At 64.5% G+C, this 17,120-nt stretch carries 18 protein-coding genes; 11 read left to right on the plus strand and 7 right to left on the minus strand.

Features of this window, described 5'->3' with window-relative positions; translation table 11 throughout:
• Window positions 1-59 precede the first annotated feature (59 nt).
• Window positions 60-938 carry a helix-turn-helix domain-containing protein gene (locus AC25Y4_RS07225; RefSeq protein WP_488119719.1) on the plus strand — a complete coding sequence of 293 codons (879 nt, stop codon included), beginning with the start codon at window positions 60-62 and terminating at the stop codon, window positions 936-938.
• Here the strand turns inward: AC25Y4_RS07225 and AC25Y4_RS07230 are convergent.
• Window positions 931-3,093, minus strand: coding sequence for a YhgE/Pip domain-containing protein (locus tag AC25Y4_RS07230; RefSeq protein WP_488119720.1), 2,163 nt, complete (start codon window positions 3,091-3,093; stop codon window positions 931-933). The genes AC25Y4_RS07225 and AC25Y4_RS07230 overlap by 8 nt on opposite strands.
• Window positions 3,094-3,139: 46 nt before the next feature.
• A complete protein-coding gene (locus AC25Y4_RS07235; protein WP_488119721.1) occupies window positions 3,140-3,751 on the minus strand; it encodes a TetR/AcrR family transcriptional regulator in 612 nt (203 codons plus the stop codon).
• Between the two features lie 176 nt (window positions 3,752-3,927).
• Here AC25Y4_RS07235 and AC25Y4_RS07240 point away from each other — a divergent pair, with 176 nt between their 5' ends.
• A complete protein-coding gene (locus AC25Y4_RS07240) occupies window positions 3,928-4,662 on the plus strand; it encodes a VOC family protein (RefSeq protein ID WP_488119722.1) in 735 nt (244 codons plus the stop codon).
• Window positions 4,663-4,688: 26 nt separating this feature from the next.
• On the opposite strand, the gene AC25Y4_RS07245 is transcribed toward AC25Y4_RS07240, so the two are convergent.
• A complete protein-coding gene (locus AC25Y4_RS07245) occupies window positions 4,689-5,384 on the minus strand; it encodes a hypothetical protein (RefSeq protein WP_488119723.1) in 696 nt (231 codons plus the stop codon).
• Window positions 5,385-5,444: 60 nt separating this feature from the next.
• Here AC25Y4_RS07245 and AC25Y4_RS07250 point away from each other — a divergent pair, with 60 nt between their 5' ends.
• Entirely contained in the window at window positions 5,445-5,801 is a 357-nt protein-coding gene (locus tag AC25Y4_RS07250; RefSeq protein ID WP_488119724.1) for an MmcQ/YjbR family DNA-binding protein, read from the plus strand.
• 9 nt (window positions 5,802-5,810) lie between these two features.
• Here AC25Y4_RS07250 and AC25Y4_RS07255 read toward each other — a convergent pair whose 3' ends face one another.
• Complete coding sequence (locus tag AC25Y4_RS07255; RefSeq protein WP_488119725.1) at window positions 5,811-6,896, minus strand: cation diffusion facilitator family transporter; 1,086 nt, start codon at window positions 6,894-6,896, stop codon at window positions 5,811-5,813.
• Between the two features lie 25 nt (window positions 6,897-6,921).
• The gene (locus AC25Y4_RS07260) at window positions 6,922-7,272 is read right to left on the minus strand and encodes an ArsR/SmtB family transcription factor (protein WP_488119726.1); all 351 of its coding nucleotides are present in this window, start codon (window positions 7,270-7,272) and stop codon (window positions 6,922-6,924) included.
• 93 nt (window positions 7,273-7,365) lie between these two features.
• On the opposite strand from AC25Y4_RS07260, the gene AC25Y4_RS07265 reads away from it, so the two are divergent.
• Window positions 7,366-8,337, plus strand: a complete 972-nt coding sequence (locus tag AC25Y4_RS07265) for an SDR family NAD(P)-dependent oxidoreductase (protein WP_488119727.1) — start codon at window positions 7,366-7,368, stop codon at window positions 8,335-8,337.
• On the opposite strand, the gene nhaA is transcribed toward AC25Y4_RS07265, so the two are convergent.
• Window positions 8,334-10,232, minus strand: coding sequence for a Na+/H+ antiporter NhaA (gene nhaA / locus AC25Y4_RS07270; protein ID WP_488119728.1), 1,899 nt, complete (start codon window positions 10,230-10,232; stop codon window positions 8,334-8,336). The genes AC25Y4_RS07265 and nhaA overlap by 4 nt on opposite strands.
• A 237-nt stretch (window positions 10,233-10,469) precedes the next feature.
• Here nhaA and tatA point away from each other — a divergent pair, with 237 nt between their 5' ends.
• From tatA to AC25Y4_RS07295, 5 genes are all read left to right on the plus strand, one after another.
• A complete protein-coding gene (gene tatA, locus AC25Y4_RS07275) occupies window positions 10,470-10,709 on the plus strand; it encodes a Sec-independent protein translocase subunit TatA (protein ID WP_488119729.1) in 240 nt (79 codons plus the stop codon).
• Between the two features lie 48 nt (window positions 10,710-10,757).
• Window positions 10,758-11,516: a twin-arginine translocase subunit TatC gene (gene tatC, locus AC25Y4_RS07280; RefSeq protein ID WP_488120443.1), complete on the plus strand. Its 759-nt coding sequence runs from the start codon at window positions 10,758-10,760 to the stop codon at window positions 11,514-11,516.
• Window positions 11,517-11,559: 43 nt separating this feature from the next.
• Window positions 11,560-11,880, plus strand: coding sequence for a twin-arginine translocase TatA/TatE family subunit (locus tag AC25Y4_RS07285; protein ID WP_488119730.1), 321 nt, complete (start codon window positions 11,560-11,562; stop codon window positions 11,878-11,880).
• Between the two features lie 83 nt (window positions 11,881-11,963).
• The gene (locus AC25Y4_RS07290; RefSeq protein WP_488119731.1) at window positions 11,964-12,566 is read left to right on the plus strand and encodes a fumarylacetoacetate hydrolase family protein; all 603 of its coding nucleotides are present in this window, start codon (window positions 11,964-11,966) and stop codon (window positions 12,564-12,566) included.
• Window positions 12,567-12,607: 41 nt separating this feature from the next.
• Window positions 12,608-13,576, plus strand: a complete 969-nt coding sequence (locus AC25Y4_RS07295; RefSeq protein WP_488119732.1) for an acetylxylan esterase — start codon at window positions 12,608-12,610, stop codon at window positions 13,574-13,576.
• Here the strand turns inward: AC25Y4_RS07295 and AC25Y4_RS07300 are convergent.
• A complete protein-coding gene (locus tag AC25Y4_RS07300) occupies window positions 13,573-14,256 on the minus strand; it encodes a FadR/GntR family transcriptional regulator (RefSeq protein WP_488119733.1) in 684 nt (227 codons plus the stop codon). The genes AC25Y4_RS07295 and AC25Y4_RS07300 overlap by 4 nt on opposite strands.
• A 230-nt stretch (window positions 14,257-14,486) precedes the next feature.
• Here AC25Y4_RS07300 and AC25Y4_RS07305 point away from each other — a divergent pair, with 230 nt between their 5' ends.
• The gene (locus AC25Y4_RS07305) at window positions 14,487-16,031 is read left to right on the plus strand and encodes an ABC transporter substrate-binding protein (RefSeq protein WP_488120444.1); all 1,545 of its coding nucleotides are present in this window, start codon (window positions 14,487-14,489) and stop codon (window positions 16,029-16,031) included.
• 135 nt (window positions 16,032-16,166) lie between these two features.
• Complete coding sequence (locus AC25Y4_RS07310) at window positions 16,167-17,120, plus strand: ABC transporter permease (RefSeq protein ID WP_488119734.1); 954 nt, start codon at window positions 16,167-16,169, stop codon at window positions 17,118-17,120.

The following is a 17,120-nucleotide window of genomic DNA, read 5'->3' on the forward strand; positions in this document are numbered from 1 at the left end:
TGAGACCGGGGTCTGACAGGGCCCCCGTTGATATCACGTGCCCGGCTTAGAGTTACTGCATGGACGAATCGACCAACGCTCTTGCGGCCTTCTTGCGAGCCAGGCGCGATCTGGTGACACCGGAGCAGGCCGGCATCCCGGGCGGCGGGGCGCGGCGTGTGCCGGGGCTCCGCCGAGAGGAAGTTGCAATGCTCGCCGGCATCAGCGCGGACTACTACCTGCGGCTGGAACGCGGCCGCGACCGCAATCCGTCCCCGCAGGTACTTCAATCAATCGCCCGCGTCCTTAACCTCGATGACGATCACCTTGCCCACTTGCTCACCCTGGTCGCGGATGTTCCCCGGCAGCGCAGACGTCGCCCGCGCAAACAGACGCCTCCGACAGGTGCGCTCAAGTTGCTCGACTCCCTTGCGCAGCCTGCGTTCATCGAGAACCAATACTTCGATGTCGTAGCCTCCAATACCCTGGCCCAAGCGATCGACCCACGCCTCACTGTCGGGAGCAACCAGCTACGGGACCTGTTCCTCGACCCGGCCGAACAGGCACTCTACCCAGACTGGGCAAACGTCACGGAATGCCTCATCGCCAACCTCCGGCAGGCCGTCGGCAACGACGTCGACGACCCTCGTTTCATCGAACTCACGGGAGAACTCACGCTGGCCAGCCCCCGATTCCGTCAGCTCTGGGCCCGGCACGAAGTGCGAGGACAGACCGGAGGCACCATGCACTTCGATCACCCGCAGGTCGGAGAACTGACCCTCAACAGAGAGCGGATGAGCATCGCCGGCGCCAACGGACTAATGCTCGTCGTGTTCCACCCGGACGCTGGATCCAGCGACGCGGACAAGCTGGCGATGCTTGCGTCTGCGGTTGTGTCATCCGAGGCCCTGTCATCCGCGGCCGCCGCGCAGCGGCAGCGGCGCGCGACCTCTAGGTAGTCTGCATCAGCCCGTCGGCGGCATCCGCAGCGAGCTCATTCCGAGCAGTGCGCCGTCGCGTCACGAACGCGGCAATGCCGATTGTGACGAGCGCGCCGGCAGCCCAGATCACAAGGCTCCACGCCCAGGGTCCGACGCCGAGGTCGCCGCCGGCAATCAGCGTGCGGAACGACTGGACGGCATCCGTGAGAGGCAGGAGACTGTGGAGCGCCTGGAAGAACGGCGCCGACGTTTCGATGGGATAGGTACCACCCGCTGCGCTGAGCTGGAGCACGATGAACAGCAGGCCGACGAATCGCCCAGGAGGGCCGAGAAGGGCGATGAGCGCCTGGTTGATGGCCATGAACGTGACGGATGCCAGGATGGCCAGCCCGAAGACGCCGCCGAGGTTCGCCATGTCGATACCCACAGCGACGTGCACGGCGAGCACGGCAAGCGTCGCCTGGACGACGGCGATGATCGCGTTGGGCAGGTAGGACCGCAGTGCGACCAGCCAGATCGGCATCCGCGAGCCGACCAGGCGCAGGTTGAGCGGAGCGCGCATGAAGAACACCGCGAGGCTGCCGATCCAGAGTCCGAGGGAGAGGAAGTACGGAGTGAGCCCTGCACCGTAATTCTGCACGGCATTCTCCCGCACGTCATCAATCGCGACGGGTGCGGAAGCAGCGCTGCCGAGCTGTGCGGCCTGAGTGTCGGTGTAGGTCGGGATCTTCTCCACCCCGTCGGCGAGACCGTCTGAGAGGGTGTGGGCGCCGTCGTCGAGCTGGCGGGCACCGTCCGCGGCTGAGAGAGTCCCGGCCTCGAGGGTGTCGGCTCCGTCGGCGAGGGTGGCGCTGCCCGTCGCGGCGGTGTCGAGGGAGTCGATCAGGGTGGTCAGCTTCACCGTCAGGTCGCTGAACCCACTGTTGAGGGTGCCAAGACCGGACGCGAGGGATGTCGCCCCAGCGCTCGCCGAGGCGGTTCCGTCGCTCAGGCTCTCGGCTCCGGCCGCGAGTGCAGCCAGTCCGGTTCCGGCATCCGCAGATCCGACGAGTGACTGTGCGCCGTCTGCCAGAGCGGATGCGCCGCTGTCGAGTGCGACGGACCCGGCCGAAACCTGGTGGGCCGCGGTTGCGAGCTGCTGAAGCGCGGCACGACGCTGTGCGTCGGTCATGGCGCCATACCCGGCTACGAGCTGGTCGAGTGAGCTGGCGACCGTGGTGCTTCCAGAGGCGAGCGCTGGAGTCTGCGCCGCCAGGGAGTCGAGTCCGCTGGAGAGCTGTGTTGCGCCGCTCAGGGCGCTGTCGGCACCGTCGCTGAGCGCTGAGCTTCCGCTCTGCAACGTCTGCAGCCCTGCGCTCAGGTCGTTCGCCCCTGCCCGCGCCTGGCCGAGGCCGTTGCCGAGCTGCGACAAACCGGCGGGGAGCGCGGTTGTCGCTGTGGCGATCTGGCCCAAACCTGCGCTGAGCTCTCCCGCGCCCGCTGCAAGGGTGCCTGCTCCATCAGCGAGGTCCGCTGTGCCCGATGACAGCTCACTCGTGCCATCGGCGAGGGTGGCTGCGCCGTCTGCGGCGTCGGCGATGCTGTCGTGCACTGTCGTGAAGCCGAGGTAGACGTTTTCGAGATAGGTCGAGGCGACCGAGTCCCTGAGGGTCTCGGCAAGCGTTGTGCCCAGGGACTGGGCGAGGTTGCCGGTGATGAAGTTCGTCGCATCGTTGGTGGCGATGGAGAGCATCCCCTGTGCGGCCGCATCGGCCTCTGCCGGCTCGAGGGTCGCGGACGAGGTCGCATTCGCGGAGAAATCTGCGGGGATGGTGAGGACGGCCAGGTACGTTCCATCCGCCAGGCCTGCGCTGGCGTCTTCGGCATCTGTGCCGGTCCAGTCGAAGCCCTTCTTGCTCTCGCCGTTCTCATCGACGAGGGCTGAGACGACGTCGTCGCCGAGGCGGATCTCGCTGGATACGCCGGCGCTGTCTTCGACGGTGGCGCCGGTGTCGACGTTCACGATTGCCGCAGGGATGTTGTCGATGTTGCCGACGGGGTCGTCGTTCGACCAGATGAGGATGGCGGCGTAAATCAGCGGGATGATGCAGAGCGCGATCACGACGACGACCGCGAACGGTTTCGGCAGCGGCAGTCTGCGGCGCGCTCTGGCAGCCGGACGAGATGTGGTCATGGTGTCACTTTCGAATGAGTATGTGAGGCGGCCGTCGGCCGCCGTGTCAGTTGCGCGATGAGCGGGGCGCCGGTGCCGGCGGAGTGCCGGACAGGGCGAGCGTGAGCGTGGTCAACCGCTTCGCGAATGCGTCTGGGGAGTTCTGGGCTGTGAAGTCGGATTCAAGCCATTGCAGTACGAGCCAGGTCGCTCCTGCGGCGATCGCCGTGATCCGATCGTCTGGGTTGCCATCCGTCGTGGCAGAAACATGCGAGCCGAGAATGTGGTCTCTCATGCGCGTCGAGATGTAGCCCACAGCGGCGGAGATGACGGCATAGCTACCAGAGCCTTGGATGGCACGCTTGATCACGTCGCGCCGTATGTACAGCCGTTCGAGCAGCATCTGATTCGTGCCGGCCAGGAAATCGATGCCGTTCAGGTCGTGCAATTCGATGTCGCTGCGAGCAAAGAATGATTCGAGTTCGGCGACCACGGCCGCGGCAATGAGCGCGGGGACGTCGCTGAAATGCTGGTAGAACGTCGGGCGACTCACCCCTGCTCGCGATGCCACCTCAGTCACGGACAATTGGTCGGCCTGCGGTTCGTCGAGCAGCAGCGCGCCAACGGCCAGGAGCGCAGCGCGCGACCTCAGTGACCGCGGGTCGGTGAGTCGTGACACGGATGCCTTCCACGATGGGTTTAGTTTGCAAACGTCAACAATACGACCTTGTTTGACGATTGTAAAATTGATGTCGACGCGAGGTAACTGCGCGCCGATGTGGTCGCGGGCGGGGAACGGGTGGTCGAGCGAAGGGTCGAGGCGTACCCTGAGCGCATCGTCTGCAAGGAGGAATCATGTCGAACCTCGTCGTGCATTTTGAGATTCATGCATCTGAGCCGACTGTGCTCATTGACTTCTATTCGGAACTCCTGGCGTGGACGTTCAGCCAGTTCGGCGATATGTCGTACTGGTCGATCGACACCGGTGAAGGCTCAATCGCAATGAACGCGCCAGGCACCGGCATCAACGGCGGCCTCACGCAGCGCAGCGGCCCAAGGCCAGAGATCGGTGCTCCGGTGAATGGCTGCAACGTCGTCGTGGGAGTCGACGACGTTGACGCGACGTTCGCGCGCGGACTCAGCCTCGGCGCGCGTGAAGCGCTCCCGCCGGAAGACATGCAGGGAGTCGGCCGCGTCGGCTACCTGCTCGACCCTGACGGGAACATTTTTGGGATCATCTCGTCTGTGCTGTCCGACGGGACGAATGTAATGGCGATGGATGACGGAGCAACGGAGCGCCATGACACCGCGGACATCCCTGAAATGCGGTTACCGGATCGCACACGAATCGAACACAAAGGGCGCGTGTTCACGGTAGAGCAGAGTGCCAGAGGTGAGTGGCAGATTACCGACGAATCCGGGCTCATCTATGGCACCGTCAGGCTGGAGAGCGCGATGGGCGAAAGCCACCTTCCGGTGTACAACGGTCATACCCCAGACGATGACGACCCGCTGCTCTTCGGCTCCAGTTGGGATGCCATCGTGCGAGGCCTCATCAACCAGTACGACATCGACCACACCGCGCCGTAGGGGCCGAGGTCTAGACGGCCCAGTGTCTAAACGACCCAGTCGAACGACTCCTCGAACGTCTCCTTGCCATCATCGTCGTCGAAGACGTTCGCGACGAGATGGGTGACGAGTACGGCGAACCCTGTCGCGATCTCACTGAATCTGGCACTGTCGAACGGGCCATGCCACGACACCTTGCACTCGCCCTCCGGGTCGAGGTCGAGGCGATTGATGGTGGCATCGACGTCGGTGGCGAGAATCAGGATGCGCAGCGAATTCCACGGCGGGCAGTCGCCCGTGATCGACTCGAGTTCGATTCCGTTCACCGCATGGGCGGACAGCGTCTGGGAGAGCAGCAGCGCGACGTCGGCGGCGTGGTCGTTTGAGGTCTGGTAACGCAGGAAATCGGCGTGGTCGTTGGAGACGAGATGGATGGCATCCGCTCGCCAGGCGAGCTTGCGATAGTTGAGCACATTGAGAGCCGCGAGGGTGAGGCGGGTGAGCACGATACCGGCGGTTGCGCTCTCGGTGACGCCGTCAAAGCGGAGGCGGTCGTTGTCCCAGACAGCGCGAACGGCTTCGCGGGTGGTGGGGATGCCCGACATGAAACTCGCTTCCGTTGATCGCGGCCAGGCAAACGGCAGAGCGGATGCTGCACGGGTGGCCTCAAGCACCCTATCCCGAACAGGCCACGGCTCGCGCGCGACCAGCCGTGCAGCGGTGTCGGCGCCTCGGAATAGCATGAGTGGTACGGGTACTGGCTCCCCACTGAGTGGAGCGACGAGCGGAGTGAAAGGAGCGCCATGTTGACGGCCGACCAGCTCACCGCCTTCCTGCTCGACCTCAACGGTGCAGAAGAGACGTATCCGTTCGGCCCAGACGCGCGCGTGTTCAAAGTGGCCGGCAAGGTCTTCTCGATCGACAGCCCAGGGTCAGAGCGCCGCACCATCACCCTCAAGGCGCTGCCGGAGAACGTGCCGCGGCTCATCCTGAGCGTCGAGGGGATCGAACCTGGCTACCACATGAACAAGAAGCACTGGGTGACCGTGCGGCTCGACGGCTCTGTGCCAGACGATCACGTGCGTGAGCTGATCGCAGAGTCGCACGCCATCATCGTTGCCGCCCTGCCGCGGAGTATTCGGCTCGGGCTGCAGGGCTAGTTCGGCCTGCTAACTCGTCGCGCTGGCCGGATGCCCGACAGGCACGGGGTTCAGCACGACAGAGTCGAGGCCAGACAGGGTCGGACGCAGCGCGTCGGCCGCTGCATGTTCGATGGCGTGGAAATCGGTGACGGAGAGAGCGCTATCGGTCGTGACGGTGGCAGCGAGATGGAGGCGATGGCCGCTCCAGCGCAGGCGAACAGCGTTGACTCCCGCGACACCCGGCACCGTGAGCAGGGTCGCCTCTGCGCGATCCACGAGGGCTGGATCGACGCCATCGAGCAGGCGTCGCCCGATGTCACGGGCTGTGCCCCACAGCAGGACGACGATCGCCGCGGTGATCACCAGGCCGATGATCGGGTCTGCGAGCGGGAAACCGAGCCACACGCCGATGACGCCGATGACGACGGCCAGCGAGGTGAAGCCATCCGCTCTGGCGTGCATGCCATCGGCGACCAGCGCCGCCGACTTGATCTGGCGGCCAACCCGGATGCGGTAGATCGCGACGAGCTCGTTGCCTGCGAACCCGATCACTCCGGCGGCCAGCACCCAGCCGAGATTCGTGAGCGGCTGCGGGTTGAACAGGCGCACGATGGATTCGTAGCCGGCCAGCACGGCGGAGAAGGCGATCATCGCCACGATGAACAGGCCGGCGAGATCTTCTGCGCGGCCGAAGCCGTAGGTGTAGCGGCGCGAGGCCGCGCGCCTGCCGAGCACAAAGGCGATCCACAGGGGGATAGCGGTGAGGGCGTCGGAGAAATTGTGGATGGTGTCGGCCAGGAGGGCGACGGAGCCACTGGCCGCGAAGATGAGCAGCTGCAGGATCGCGGTGACGCCAAGCGCGAGCAGGCTGACCTTGACGGCGCGGATGCCGCGACTGCTTGACTCCATGGCGTCGTCGATCGAGTCTGCCGCGTCGTGGCTGTGCGGTACGAACAGGCCGTGGAAGAAGCCGCGGATGCCGGCGGGGTGAGTGTGCTGGTGTGTCTCGTGCTCGTGCTCGTGCTCGTGCTCGTGCTCGTGCTCGTGCTCGTGCTGATGTGTCGAGTGCTCGTGTTCGCCGTCGTGTCCATGCGTGTGCGGTGCAGTGCTCATGGTCGGCATCCGTCTCTTGAGAGGACTATGCGGGGTGATGGTGGCGGGGGATGCCGCCCAGTGAGTGCTCTGCCTGGAAGATGGCATCGGCCACGAGCTGGCTGACGTGCTCGTTGGCCAGCCGGTAGAAGACGCGGGTGCCCTCCTGGCGCGTGGTCACGATGCGGGCCAGCCGCATCTTCGCCAGGTGCTGGGAGACGGCAGCCGGTGACTTGCCGATGATGTCTGCCAGGTTGTTGACCGACATCTCGTCGTCGCGGAGGGCCAGGATGAGCCGAACCCGGGTGGCATCGGCAAGCATGGCGAACACGTCGACGGCCAGATCGACGTATTCATTGTCGATGAGAACATCCGCAGCCTGCGTATCTGCATTCATACGCAGATTATTGCACACGGGGCACACTGCTGTCCGGATACGGTGCTGTCCGGATTAGGGCGATGTGTGATCCCCTGGGATTACACTCGCTCAATGAACACTCCGCAGCACCGTATCCAGTCCGGGTTTGACGCGCACAGTACGGCGAGTGAGGTGCTCGACGGCATCGATCTCGCTGGCAAAGTGGCAATCGTCACCGGCGGCTACTCCGGTTTGGGACTCGAGACCGTCGCTGCGCTGACGGATGCCCGCGCCACCGTCATCGTGCCTGCCCGCCGCCCCGAGGTGGCCAGGGCTGCCCTCGACGCCCGCGGATTGACCGAGGTGGCCGTCGATGAGCTCGACCTCGCTGACCTTGATGGGGTGCGCGCCTTTGCGGAGCGGTTCCTCGCCACTGGCACAAGCCTCGACATCCTGATCAACAATGCAGCGATTATGGCGTCTCCCCAGGCGCGGGTAGGGGATGGCTGGGAATCGCAGTTCGCCATCAACTTCCTTGGGCACTACGTGCTCACGAACCTGCTGTGGCCGGCGCTCGCCGCGGGGACCGGTGCCCGGGTGGTGTCGCTGTCGTCGACGGGTCACAAGCTGTCCGGCATCCGCTTCGATGACCCGCAGTTCACCACGGGCTATGACAAATGGCTCGCTTATGGCCAGGCGAAGACCGCAGACAGCCTGCTCGCCGTGCAGCTTGACGCGCTCGGCGCCGAGTTCGGGGTGCGTGCCTTCGCCGTGCACCCTGGCGGGATCATGACAGAGCTCCAGCGTCACCTGCCGCGCGAAGAGATGGTCGCGGCCGGCTGGATGACGGAAGACGGCACGGTGAATGAACGGTTCAAATCACCGGAGCAGGGAGCGGCGACCTCTGTCTGGGCCGCCACCGCACCGATGCTCGCCGGGATGGGCGGCGTCTATTGCGAAGACTGCGACATTGCAGAGCTGACGGTGACCGGAAGTCCGGACGCCAGGGTCGCCGGCGTCAACGCCCACGCCATTGACACGGATGACGCGGCCAGGCTCTGGGAGTACGCGGCACAACTCACCGGAGTGAATGCGTTCGCTTAGACGCTCGTGCCGGTGCTGGCGCCAGCGCCGCTGCCGTCATTCTCGCGCAACTCGGTGAGCGCCTTGATCAGCGCCGGAGCGTCGTATGGCCCGTGGTGACGCGTCTCGCCGATAAAGAAAGTCGGGGTGGAGTGCAGGTCCATGACCTCGGCATCCAGCACGTCGTCCTGCACGCGATTGATCACCCGTGCCGACCGCATGTCATCGATGAACGTGTCGACGTCGAGTCCGACGTCTGCGGCATAGCGCACGAGGTCGTCGAACTCGAGGTCGTCCTGGTTCGCAAACAACACGGGAGCCAGTTCGAAGAACTTGCCGTGCAGGGCCGCAGCCTCGCTGGCCTTGGCCGATTCCGTCGCGTGCGGGTGCACCCGTTCAAGCGGCAGGTGGCGCCACACGTAGCGCAGCTCCGCGCCGAAGTGCGCACGCACCTCATCGATGGTTCCGGTTGCCCTGCTGCAGAACGGGCACTCGAAGTCGCCGTATTCCACGAGGGTGAGCGGGGCATCCGCTGGACCACGAATGTGATCCCTGGCCGGGTCGACGGGGCGAGCCAGGGTGCCGCCGATCGCCATGGGCGGGCGGACATGATCGACGATGCGAAACAGCGCCCACCCGAGGAAGAACGCGATGACGGATGCCGCGAGCACACCAACGCGGGCCTCATCCTGCAGCTCCGGATCGTCGATCGCAATGTCGACGATGAAGAGGGCGATGGTGAATCCGATGCCGGAGAGGGCAGCGCCACCAGCGATGCGACCGAGGTTCAGGCCGGGCGCCAGCTGCCCGAGCCCGAGTGCGCGGAGGCCGGCTGTGGCGCCGGCGATGCCGATGAACTTGCCGACCACGAGCCCGGCAACGATGCCCCAACAGAGCGGTGAGGTGAGCGCGGCGGCGAGGGTTGGGCCGTCGAGCCGCACCCCGGCGTTGGCGAGGGCGAAGATCGGGAGCACCAGGAACGTGACGTACGGCGCGTAGTCCGCCTGCAGCCTGTCATTGATCGAAAGCGAATCGCGGAGGCTGCGCGTCGCCGCCTGCGCGTAAGCCGGGTTCGGTGACTGCCGGAAGGCCGTCGCAAGCTCCAGCGAACGTTCGACGGCCCCGCGCCTGGGAGGGAAGACCGGGATGAGCAGGGCGACGGCCACACCGGCCAGCGTTGGATGGACGTGCGCCGCGTAGAGGGCGAACCACAGCGCGACAGCGAGGATCGTGTACGCCGGTCCGCTGCCGCCAGCGGGCAGATACCGCACCAGCGCGATGAGCACCAGCAGGCCGAGCGCCACGATCAGCGGCACGAGCCGGAGGTCATCCGTGTAGAAGATCGCGATGGCGCTGAGGGCACCGATGTCGTCGACGACAGCGAGCGTGAGCAGGAACACGCGCAGCCGGGCCGGGAATTTCGGGCCGACAATCGCCAGCGCGCCGACGAGGAACGCGGTGTCGGTGGAGATGACGACGCCCCAGGCGTGAGCATTCGCCCCCTGTGGATTGATGAGCAGAAAGATGCCGGCAGGCACGAGCAGCCCAGCGATGGCTGCAACCACGGGGACAAGCGCGCGCGACCGGTCGGTCAGCTCGCCGACGACAAACTCATGCTTCACCTCGAGCCCGACGGTGAAGAAGAAGAACGCCATCAACGCGTCATTGACGAGCCCGCGAAAGGTGAGTGCGACGCTGACGTCTCCCACGCGCAGGTCGATCGGCGCGCTCCAGAACTGCTGGTAGGTCTCAGCCCAGGCCGAATTCGCCCACACGACGGCGATGACGGTGAAGAGCAGGAGCAGGGCCGCGGCGGTCTTCTCGCTGTTGGCGATGCCGGTGCGCGACGGAAGGATGCGCCTGAGGCGCGGAAAGCGCGGCGGTTGGCGCCCTTCGGTCACAGCCGGCGTACTCACGTGTATGTGTCCCCTCGCTTGCCAGACCGGTCAACGTCCGGCGCCGTTCAGCATTCTCGCTTGATCGAGGATTGCAGATGACGCGCGGAATGGGGAGTGGGGAGGGCATTCCCGGCCTGCCTCTTGCATACGTGCCGATTTCGAGTAGCGTATGACGTCAGACGTTATACCATCACCCGCGTAACGTCAGAAGCTGAACACAGCGATTCCCTAGTCACTATGTACGAGAGGCGCATCATGCTTGGAAACCTCACCGGATGGCACATGGTCATCATCCTGGCGATTGTCCTGCTTTTGTTCGGCGCACCCAAGCTGCCTGGCCTCGCCCGCAGCGTCGGCCAGTCGATGCGCATCTTCAAGAGCGAAGTGAAGACGCTGAAGGACGACGACGCAGCGGATGCCGCTGAGCCCGTCGTGCCGGCACCCGTCGCGCCGGCATCCGTCGTGTCGTCACACGTAACCACCACGCAGTCCTAACCCACTGTGGCCACCCTGACGCGTGAGAAGGCTGACCGCGACAAGAAGATGTCGCTCGGAAGCCATCTCATCGAGTTTCGGAAGCGGCTCGTACGAGCTGCCATTGGAATAGTGCTGGGCGCCGTCGTGGGGTGGCTGGCCTCCGAGTTCGTGCTTGAGGCGCTCCGCGTGCCGATCGGGCGGATCGCTGAGGCCCAGGGCCGCACCTCTGAGCTGAACTTCACCACGATCTCTGAAGCATTCGACCTGCGCATGCAGATCGCGATCACCGTCGGCGTCGTCATCTCGTCGCCCATCTGGCTCTACCAGATCTGGGCATTCTTCGTGCCAGGACTGAAGCGCAGGGAGAAGCAGTTCGCGATCGCCTTCGTGGCCTCCGCGGTACCGCTGTTCCTGGCTGGGTGTGCCGCCGGCTGGTTCGTACTGCCCAATATGGTCGCACTGCTGACCTCATTCGCACCGTCGGACTCCGCCGCGATCATCAGCGCGAAGGGGTACTACGACTTCGTGCTGAAGCTCGTGGTCGCCATTGGTATCGCCTTTGTGTTGCCGGTGTTCCTGGTGCTGCTGAACTTCGCCGGGGTACTGAGTGCGAAATCGATCCTCAGTTCCTGGCGCATCGCGATCCTCGTCGTGATCATCTTCACGGCCATCGCCACTCCCGCCGCTGACGTGATGTCGATGTTCATGCTCGCTGTCCCGATGATCTGCCTGTACTTCGTCGCCGCCTTCATTGCATGGATCCACGACAGGCGCGTGCGGAAGATCTCCGAGCGGATCGACGCAGAACTGGCCGGCATCCTGTGACTGCAACAGAGACCGGCCTGCCACAGAAAGGTGCGGTACTGCCATGTTCGGATTGACGTTCGAGAAGGTCATCCTCATCGTGATCATCGCGGCCTTCCTGATCGGTCCAGAGCGGATCCCGCACTACGCGGCCATGCTCGGACGCTTCGTCCGCAAGGCGAAGGAGATGGCCAGTGGCGCCAAGGAGCGCCTGCGGGATGAGATGGGCCCTGAGTTCGACGAGGTCGACTGGAAGAAGCTGAACCCTGCCCAGTACGACCCGCGGCGCATCATTCGCGACGCCTTGCTGGATGACGAGCAGCCGGCGCCGCGGGTGACCAGGTCTCAGGCATCCGTCGTCTCTCGGGTCACAGACGTGCCGTAGTATGACGTCATACGTCCTCGCGTCGACCTCGCTCTAGACCTCGTCATCGACGGGCACCGCCCTGTTCCGAAAGGCCCATTCTCGTGAAGATCGCACGCACCACCACCCCTGGCCTCGTCGTCGGAATCGGCCACAACGCTGACCCGGATGCCACTCTTCCCATCCAGGCCTGGCTCAAGTCGGTGCGCACCGTCGGGGCCGACGGTGATGAGATCGTGCTGCAGCCCGATGCAGGCACCGTGGTGGTCGAGGGCGAACTAGCCGTCGTCATCGGGACAACGGCGTCGCGCCTCACCGTCGACAACGCGCTGGAGCACGTGCTCGGCTACACGATCGTGAACGACGTCACGAGCGGCGACCGCAACGCGATCGACAACAAGAACTTCGAGAGCAAGTCGGGCATCAACTACACCCCGCTCGGCTCCTGGATCGAGACAGAGATCGCCGACCCTGAGAACGTCGAGATCATCGTCGAGGTCAACGGGGAGATCGTCGCCAGCTCCGGCACCTTCAACCTGCCGTCGAGGGTCGTCGAGACCCTCGTGTACGTCACCCGCTGGATGACGCTGGAGCCCGGCGACGTTGTCATGACCGGCTCGCCGAACACGGCAGCCGTCGTTACGTCTGGCGACACGGTCGCCATCACGATCCCCGAGATCGGCACGTTGCGCAACACGGTTCGCTAGGCGCTCGCTCCGCACTCACCGACGTACGAAAGGGCACTGCCATGCTGTTAGATCTGCCGGAATCCGAGCTGCGCGACTACCGCAGCGCGCAGGTTGATCCGTCTGACTTCGACGCGTTCTGGGCGGAGACTCTTGCCTCGTCGAGGCGCTTCCCGCTCGACATCGAGCTGACCCGCGTTGACGCAGGCCTTGCGACACTCGACGTCTACGACCTCACGTTCTCTGGCTACGAGGGTGAGCGGATCAAGGCATGGTTGCGGGTGCCGGCCGGCACAACGGATGCCATCCCCACCATCGTGCAATTCCACGGCTACGGCCGCGGCAGAGGTGACGCGATTGAGAACCTGCTCTGGGCATCCGCTGGATACGCCCACGTTGAGCTCGACACCCGCGGCCAGGCGTGGAGCGGATCGCGGGGGAGCACCCCAGACCTGGCGGGCTCAGGGCCGCAGGTTCCCGGGTTCCTCACCCGCGGAATCGAGTCGCGGGAGACCTACTATTACCGGCGCCTGATCGTGGATGCAGTGCGTCTGGTCGACGCCGTCGCAGAGCTGGCGTTCACCGACGCGGCACGCACCATGGTCACCGGTATCAGCCAGGGCGGTGGACTCGCGCTTGCTGTCGGCGGGCTCGTGCCAGGCCTCCGCGCGGTCGCGGCGCTGGTGCCATTTCTCTGCGACTTCCCGCGCGCGATCATGATCACCGACAGGGACCCGTACAAGGAGATCGCCAACTACCTGTCCTGGTACAGGGACAGGACGGATGCCGTGCTTGACACCCTGTCGTACTTCGACGGGGTCAATTTCATCACCCGCGCCACGGCGCCCGTGACGCTCTCGGCGGCGCTGATGGACCCGATCTGCCCACCCTCAACCGTGTTCGGCGCCTACAACGCCTACGCGGGCCAGAAGGAGATTGCGGTCTGGGCCTTCAACGGCCATGAAGGCGGCGGGGTCGACGACCTGCAGCTGGTGCTCGACGTCGCGCGTCGGGAAATCGCAGCGGGCTAGCTGCCGGCGCTTTGCCGCGCCACTTTTTCCAGGGATCGGCGGAGCGGCTGGTAGTGAGCGACGACAGCCTCTTTGTAGGCGTCGAGGTCGCCGGCAATCGCAGCGTCGAGCATGGCGCCATGAGCGCGTGCCGTGTCATCGATGTCCGCCGCCGGCGCGATGCCGAGCTTTGGGTAGAGCACGGTGTTGATCTCCCAGAATGCCGTCACAAGCTGTCCGACCAGGGTGTTGTCGAGGTAATCGAGCAGGCGGGTGTGGAAGGCCAGGTCTTCTTCGGCGAAGCTGGTGCCAGTCTCAGATTTGGTCACCATCGTCGACACGAGGTCCTTCAGGACCTCGTCGGAGTTGCCGTGCAGTGCCGCGATGATCTGGGGTGCCATGACGAGGTCGAGAGCCTCTCGCACCTCGATGACCTCACGGAGGGCGGCGAAGTCGTCCTGTGGACGGAGTACGCCGCGAAAGACGAGTCCTTCGACGAGGGGAGCGAGTGAGAGCTGCCCGACATAGGTACCGTAGCCGTGCTTCACCTCCACGATGTCGAGTGCGGCAAGAGTCCGGATGGCCTCGCGGACGCTCGATCGGCTTACGCCCAGTTCAGCGCAGATTTCTGCCTCTGTCGGCATCAGGTCGCCGGACTTCAGACCCTTGGTCAGAATGAAGTCTTTTATCTGGTCGGTCACGGAGCTGCGTTTCCGGGATGTTTCGGAGGTGAAAACTCCTGTTTTCGAGATGTTCATAGTGGCAACCCCCGCTTGACCTTTCACTCGAGTATGTATAGCTTTCAATTTAGCACGTAGGACGTCTGACGTCCGATTTAGCTTTCCGAATCTTAACGAGAGGCAATCCGATGCTCCAAGAAGCACTTCAGGGGAAGACTAGCCGTCGCGTCTTCCTTCAGGCCGCAGGCGCTATGGGTTTGGTGGCAACTCTTGCCGCCTGCAGTGGCCCAGCGTCGACAAACAACGTTGCTTCCCCCAGCGACGCCGGCCCCAGCATTGACAAGAACGGCACCATTGAGGCGGGTATCTCCTACGCGCTCTCCACCGGCTTTGACCCGATGACGACCACCGGCGCTGTTGCCGTGGCCGCCAACTGGCACGTACTCGAAGGCCTCGTCGAACTCGACCCCGTCACGCGTGAGGTTTACGCGGCACTGGCCGGCGAGCTCCCGACCGTCAAGGGAAACACCGTCACCGCAACGTTGCGCGACGGCGCGGTCTTCCACGATGGCACTCCGGTAACGGCAGACGACGTCGTCTTCTCCTTCCAGCGCGTGCTCGACCCTGCAAACGCATCGCTGTACCTGACCTTCCTGCCGTTCATCGAGTCGATCTCCAAGGTCGACGAGACCACAGTCGAGATCACGCTCAAGCAGGAGACCGCCCTCGCCCTCGAGCGCATCTCCGTCGTCAAGGTCGTACCCAAGGCGCTGGTCGAAGCCGACAAGGTCGCCTTCGACTCCCTGCCGACCGGTACAGGCCCGTACAAGATGCTGTCGGCCGTCAAGGACGACAAGATCACGTTCGAGCGCTTCGACGACTACACCGGCTCACGTCCGGCCGCGGCCGCCGCGATGACCTGGAACCTGCTCTCGGATGCCGCTGCTCGCGTCACCGCCGTGCAGTCCGGTCGTGTGCAGGCCATCGAAGACGTGCCGTACATCGACGTCGCCTCGCTGTCGAAGGACGTCAAGGTTGAGTCAGTGCAGTCGTTCGGTCAGCTGTTCATGATGTTCAACACCTCTGTCGCCCCGTTCGACGACAAGCGCGTTCGCCAGGCATTCCGCTACGCGATCGACTACGACAAGCTCATCAACACGGGCATGCTCGGCCAGGCCACCGCAGCCACCAGCTACCTGCAGAAGGAGCACCCGTCGTACCAGAAGGCCAAGACGACCTACACGTACGACCCGGCCAAGGCCAAGAAGCTGCTGGCCGCTGCCGGCGTCGACGGCCTGTCGATCACCCTGCTGGCGACCGACACCAGCTGGGTGAAGGACGTTCTGCCGCTGATCAAGGAAGACCTTGACGCCGCCGGCATTGCGACCACGATCGACAGCAACCAGTCTGGCGCGCAGTACAAGATCGTCGACGAGGGCAACTACACCGTCATGGTCGCTCCCGGCGATCCGTCGGTGTTCGGCAACGACGCTGACCTGCTGCTGCGCTGGTGGTACGGCGCTGCGACGGTCTGGCCGTCCAAGCGTTACCGCTGGGCCGAATCAGCTGAGTTCAAGACGCTGACCGGTTACCTCGACGACGCGATGGCCACCTCTGACGCCGATGAGCAGAAGAAGCTGTGGGGCAAGGCATTCAACCTCATCGCTGAGGAATGCCCTGTCTACCCGCTCGTGCACAGGAAGCTGCCGACCGCCTGGAACGAGGATGCCGTCTCCGGCTTCTCGCCGGTGTCGTTCACCGGTCTGTCCTTCCTCGACGTCGCACGCACGGCGTAGTAATCCCCTGACGTCGCGCCCGGCGTCGCAGGCGTAGTAATCCCCTGACGCGGCGCTCGGCATCGTACGCGTAGTAATCCAAACGGGGGCCGGCTGTGTGGCCGGCCCCCTCTTTTCTTCTTTGAGGAGACAATTGTGACCGCCCTTCTCAGGCTCATGGCCCGACGAATCGCCGTGCTCCCGATTATGATCCTGGGCATCACAGCCCTCGTCTTTTTCGTTATGCAACTCGCGCCGGGAGATCCGGCTATCAACGCTCTTGGTGAGAGCTCATCAGAGGCCGCCCGTGAGGCGTATCGCGACGACGCGGGCCTCAACGATCCGCTCATCGTTCGTTACGTCACCTTCCTGGCCAACCTCGTCCAGGGAAACCTGGGTGTCACCGTTCCACCGGCGAGCCAGGTGACCACCCTCATCGGCTCAGCTTTCCCGCTGACCGTGCAGCTGACCATCCTCGGCCTGCTGATCGCCGTCATCCTCTCGCTCACGCTTGGTGTGACCGCAGCGCTGTACCGCGACCGCTGGCCAGACCAGATCATTCGCGTGGTCTCCATCGCCGGAATCGCCGTGCCGTCCTTCTGGCTCGCGATCCTGCTCATCCAGAACTTCGCACTGGGCCTCGGCTGGTTCCCGACCGGCGGCTACGTGAACATCACGGATTCGTTCAGCGGATGGTTCGGCACCATGATCCTGCCGGCCATCTCCCTCGGTATCCCCGTCGCAGCATCCCTCACCCGTGTTGTGCGCACCTCGATGGTCGAAGAGCTTGACCGCGACTACGTGCGAACCGCCATCGGCAGCGGCCTGCCGCGCAGCGTCGTCGTGAGCCGCAACGTGTTGCGGAACGCGCTCATCACCCCCGTGACGGTGCTCGGCCTGCGTGTCGGCTACCTCATCGGTGGCGCCGTCGTCATCGAGGTCATCTTCGACCTGCCTGGAATGGGCAAGCTCATCCTCAACGGCGTGACGAACAACGACATCAACCTGGTGCAGGGCGTGACCCTGACCGTTGCTCTCGCATTCGTGATCGTCAACATCATCGTCGACATGCTGTACCTGCTCATCAACCCACGAATTCGGACGGTGTAA

The sequence above is a fragment of the Leifsonia sp. Y878 genome, from assembly GCF_057669685.1.

Coding starts and splice junctions, on each gene's coding strand:
- AC25Y4_RS07225 (WP_488119719.1), top strand. CDS start 60: ATGGACGAATCGACCAACGCTCTTGCGGCCTTCTTGCGAGCCAGGCGC.
- AC25Y4_RS07230 (WP_488119720.1), bottom strand. CDS start 3,093: ATGACCACATCTCGTCCGGCTGCCAGAGCGCGCCGCAGACTGCCGCTG.
- AC25Y4_RS07240 (WP_488119722.1), top strand. CDS start 3,928: ATGTCGAACCTCGTCGTGCATTTTGAGATTCATGCATCTGAGCCGACT.
- AC25Y4_RS07245 (WP_488119723.1), bottom strand. CDS start 5,384: ATGCTATTCCGAGGCGCCGACACCGCTGCACGGCTGGTCGCGCGCGAG.
- AC25Y4_RS07250 (WP_488119724.1), top strand. CDS start 5,445: ATGTTGACGGCCGACCAGCTCACCGCCTTCCTGCTCGACCTCAACGGT.
- AC25Y4_RS07255 (WP_488119725.1), bottom strand. CDS start 6,896: ATGAGCACTGCACCGCACACGCATGGACACGACGGCGAACACGAGCAC.
- AC25Y4_RS07260 (WP_488119726.1), bottom strand. CDS start 7,272: ATGAATGCAGATACGCAGGCTGCGGATGTTCTCATCGACAATGAATAC.
- AC25Y4_RS07265 (WP_488119727.1), top strand. CDS start 7,366: ATGAACACTCCGCAGCACCGTATCCAGTCCGGGTTTGACGCGCACAGT.
- tatA (WP_488119729.1), top strand. CDS start 10,470: ATGCTTGGAAACCTCACCGGATGGCACATGGTCATCATCCTGGCGATT.
- tatC (WP_488120443.1), top strand. CDS start 10,758: ATGTCGCTCGGAAGCCATCTCATCGAGTTTCGGAAGCGGCTCGTACGA.
- AC25Y4_RS07285 (WP_488119730.1), top strand. CDS start 11,560: ATGTTCGGATTGACGTTCGAGAAGGTCATCCTCATCGTGATCATCGCG.
- AC25Y4_RS07295 (WP_488119732.1), top strand. CDS start 12,608: ATGCTGTTAGATCTGCCGGAATCCGAGCTGCGCGACTACCGCAGCGCG.
- AC25Y4_RS07305 (WP_488120444.1), top strand. CDS start 14,487: ATGGGTTTGGTGGCAACTCTTGCCGCCTGCAGTGGCCCAGCGTCGACA.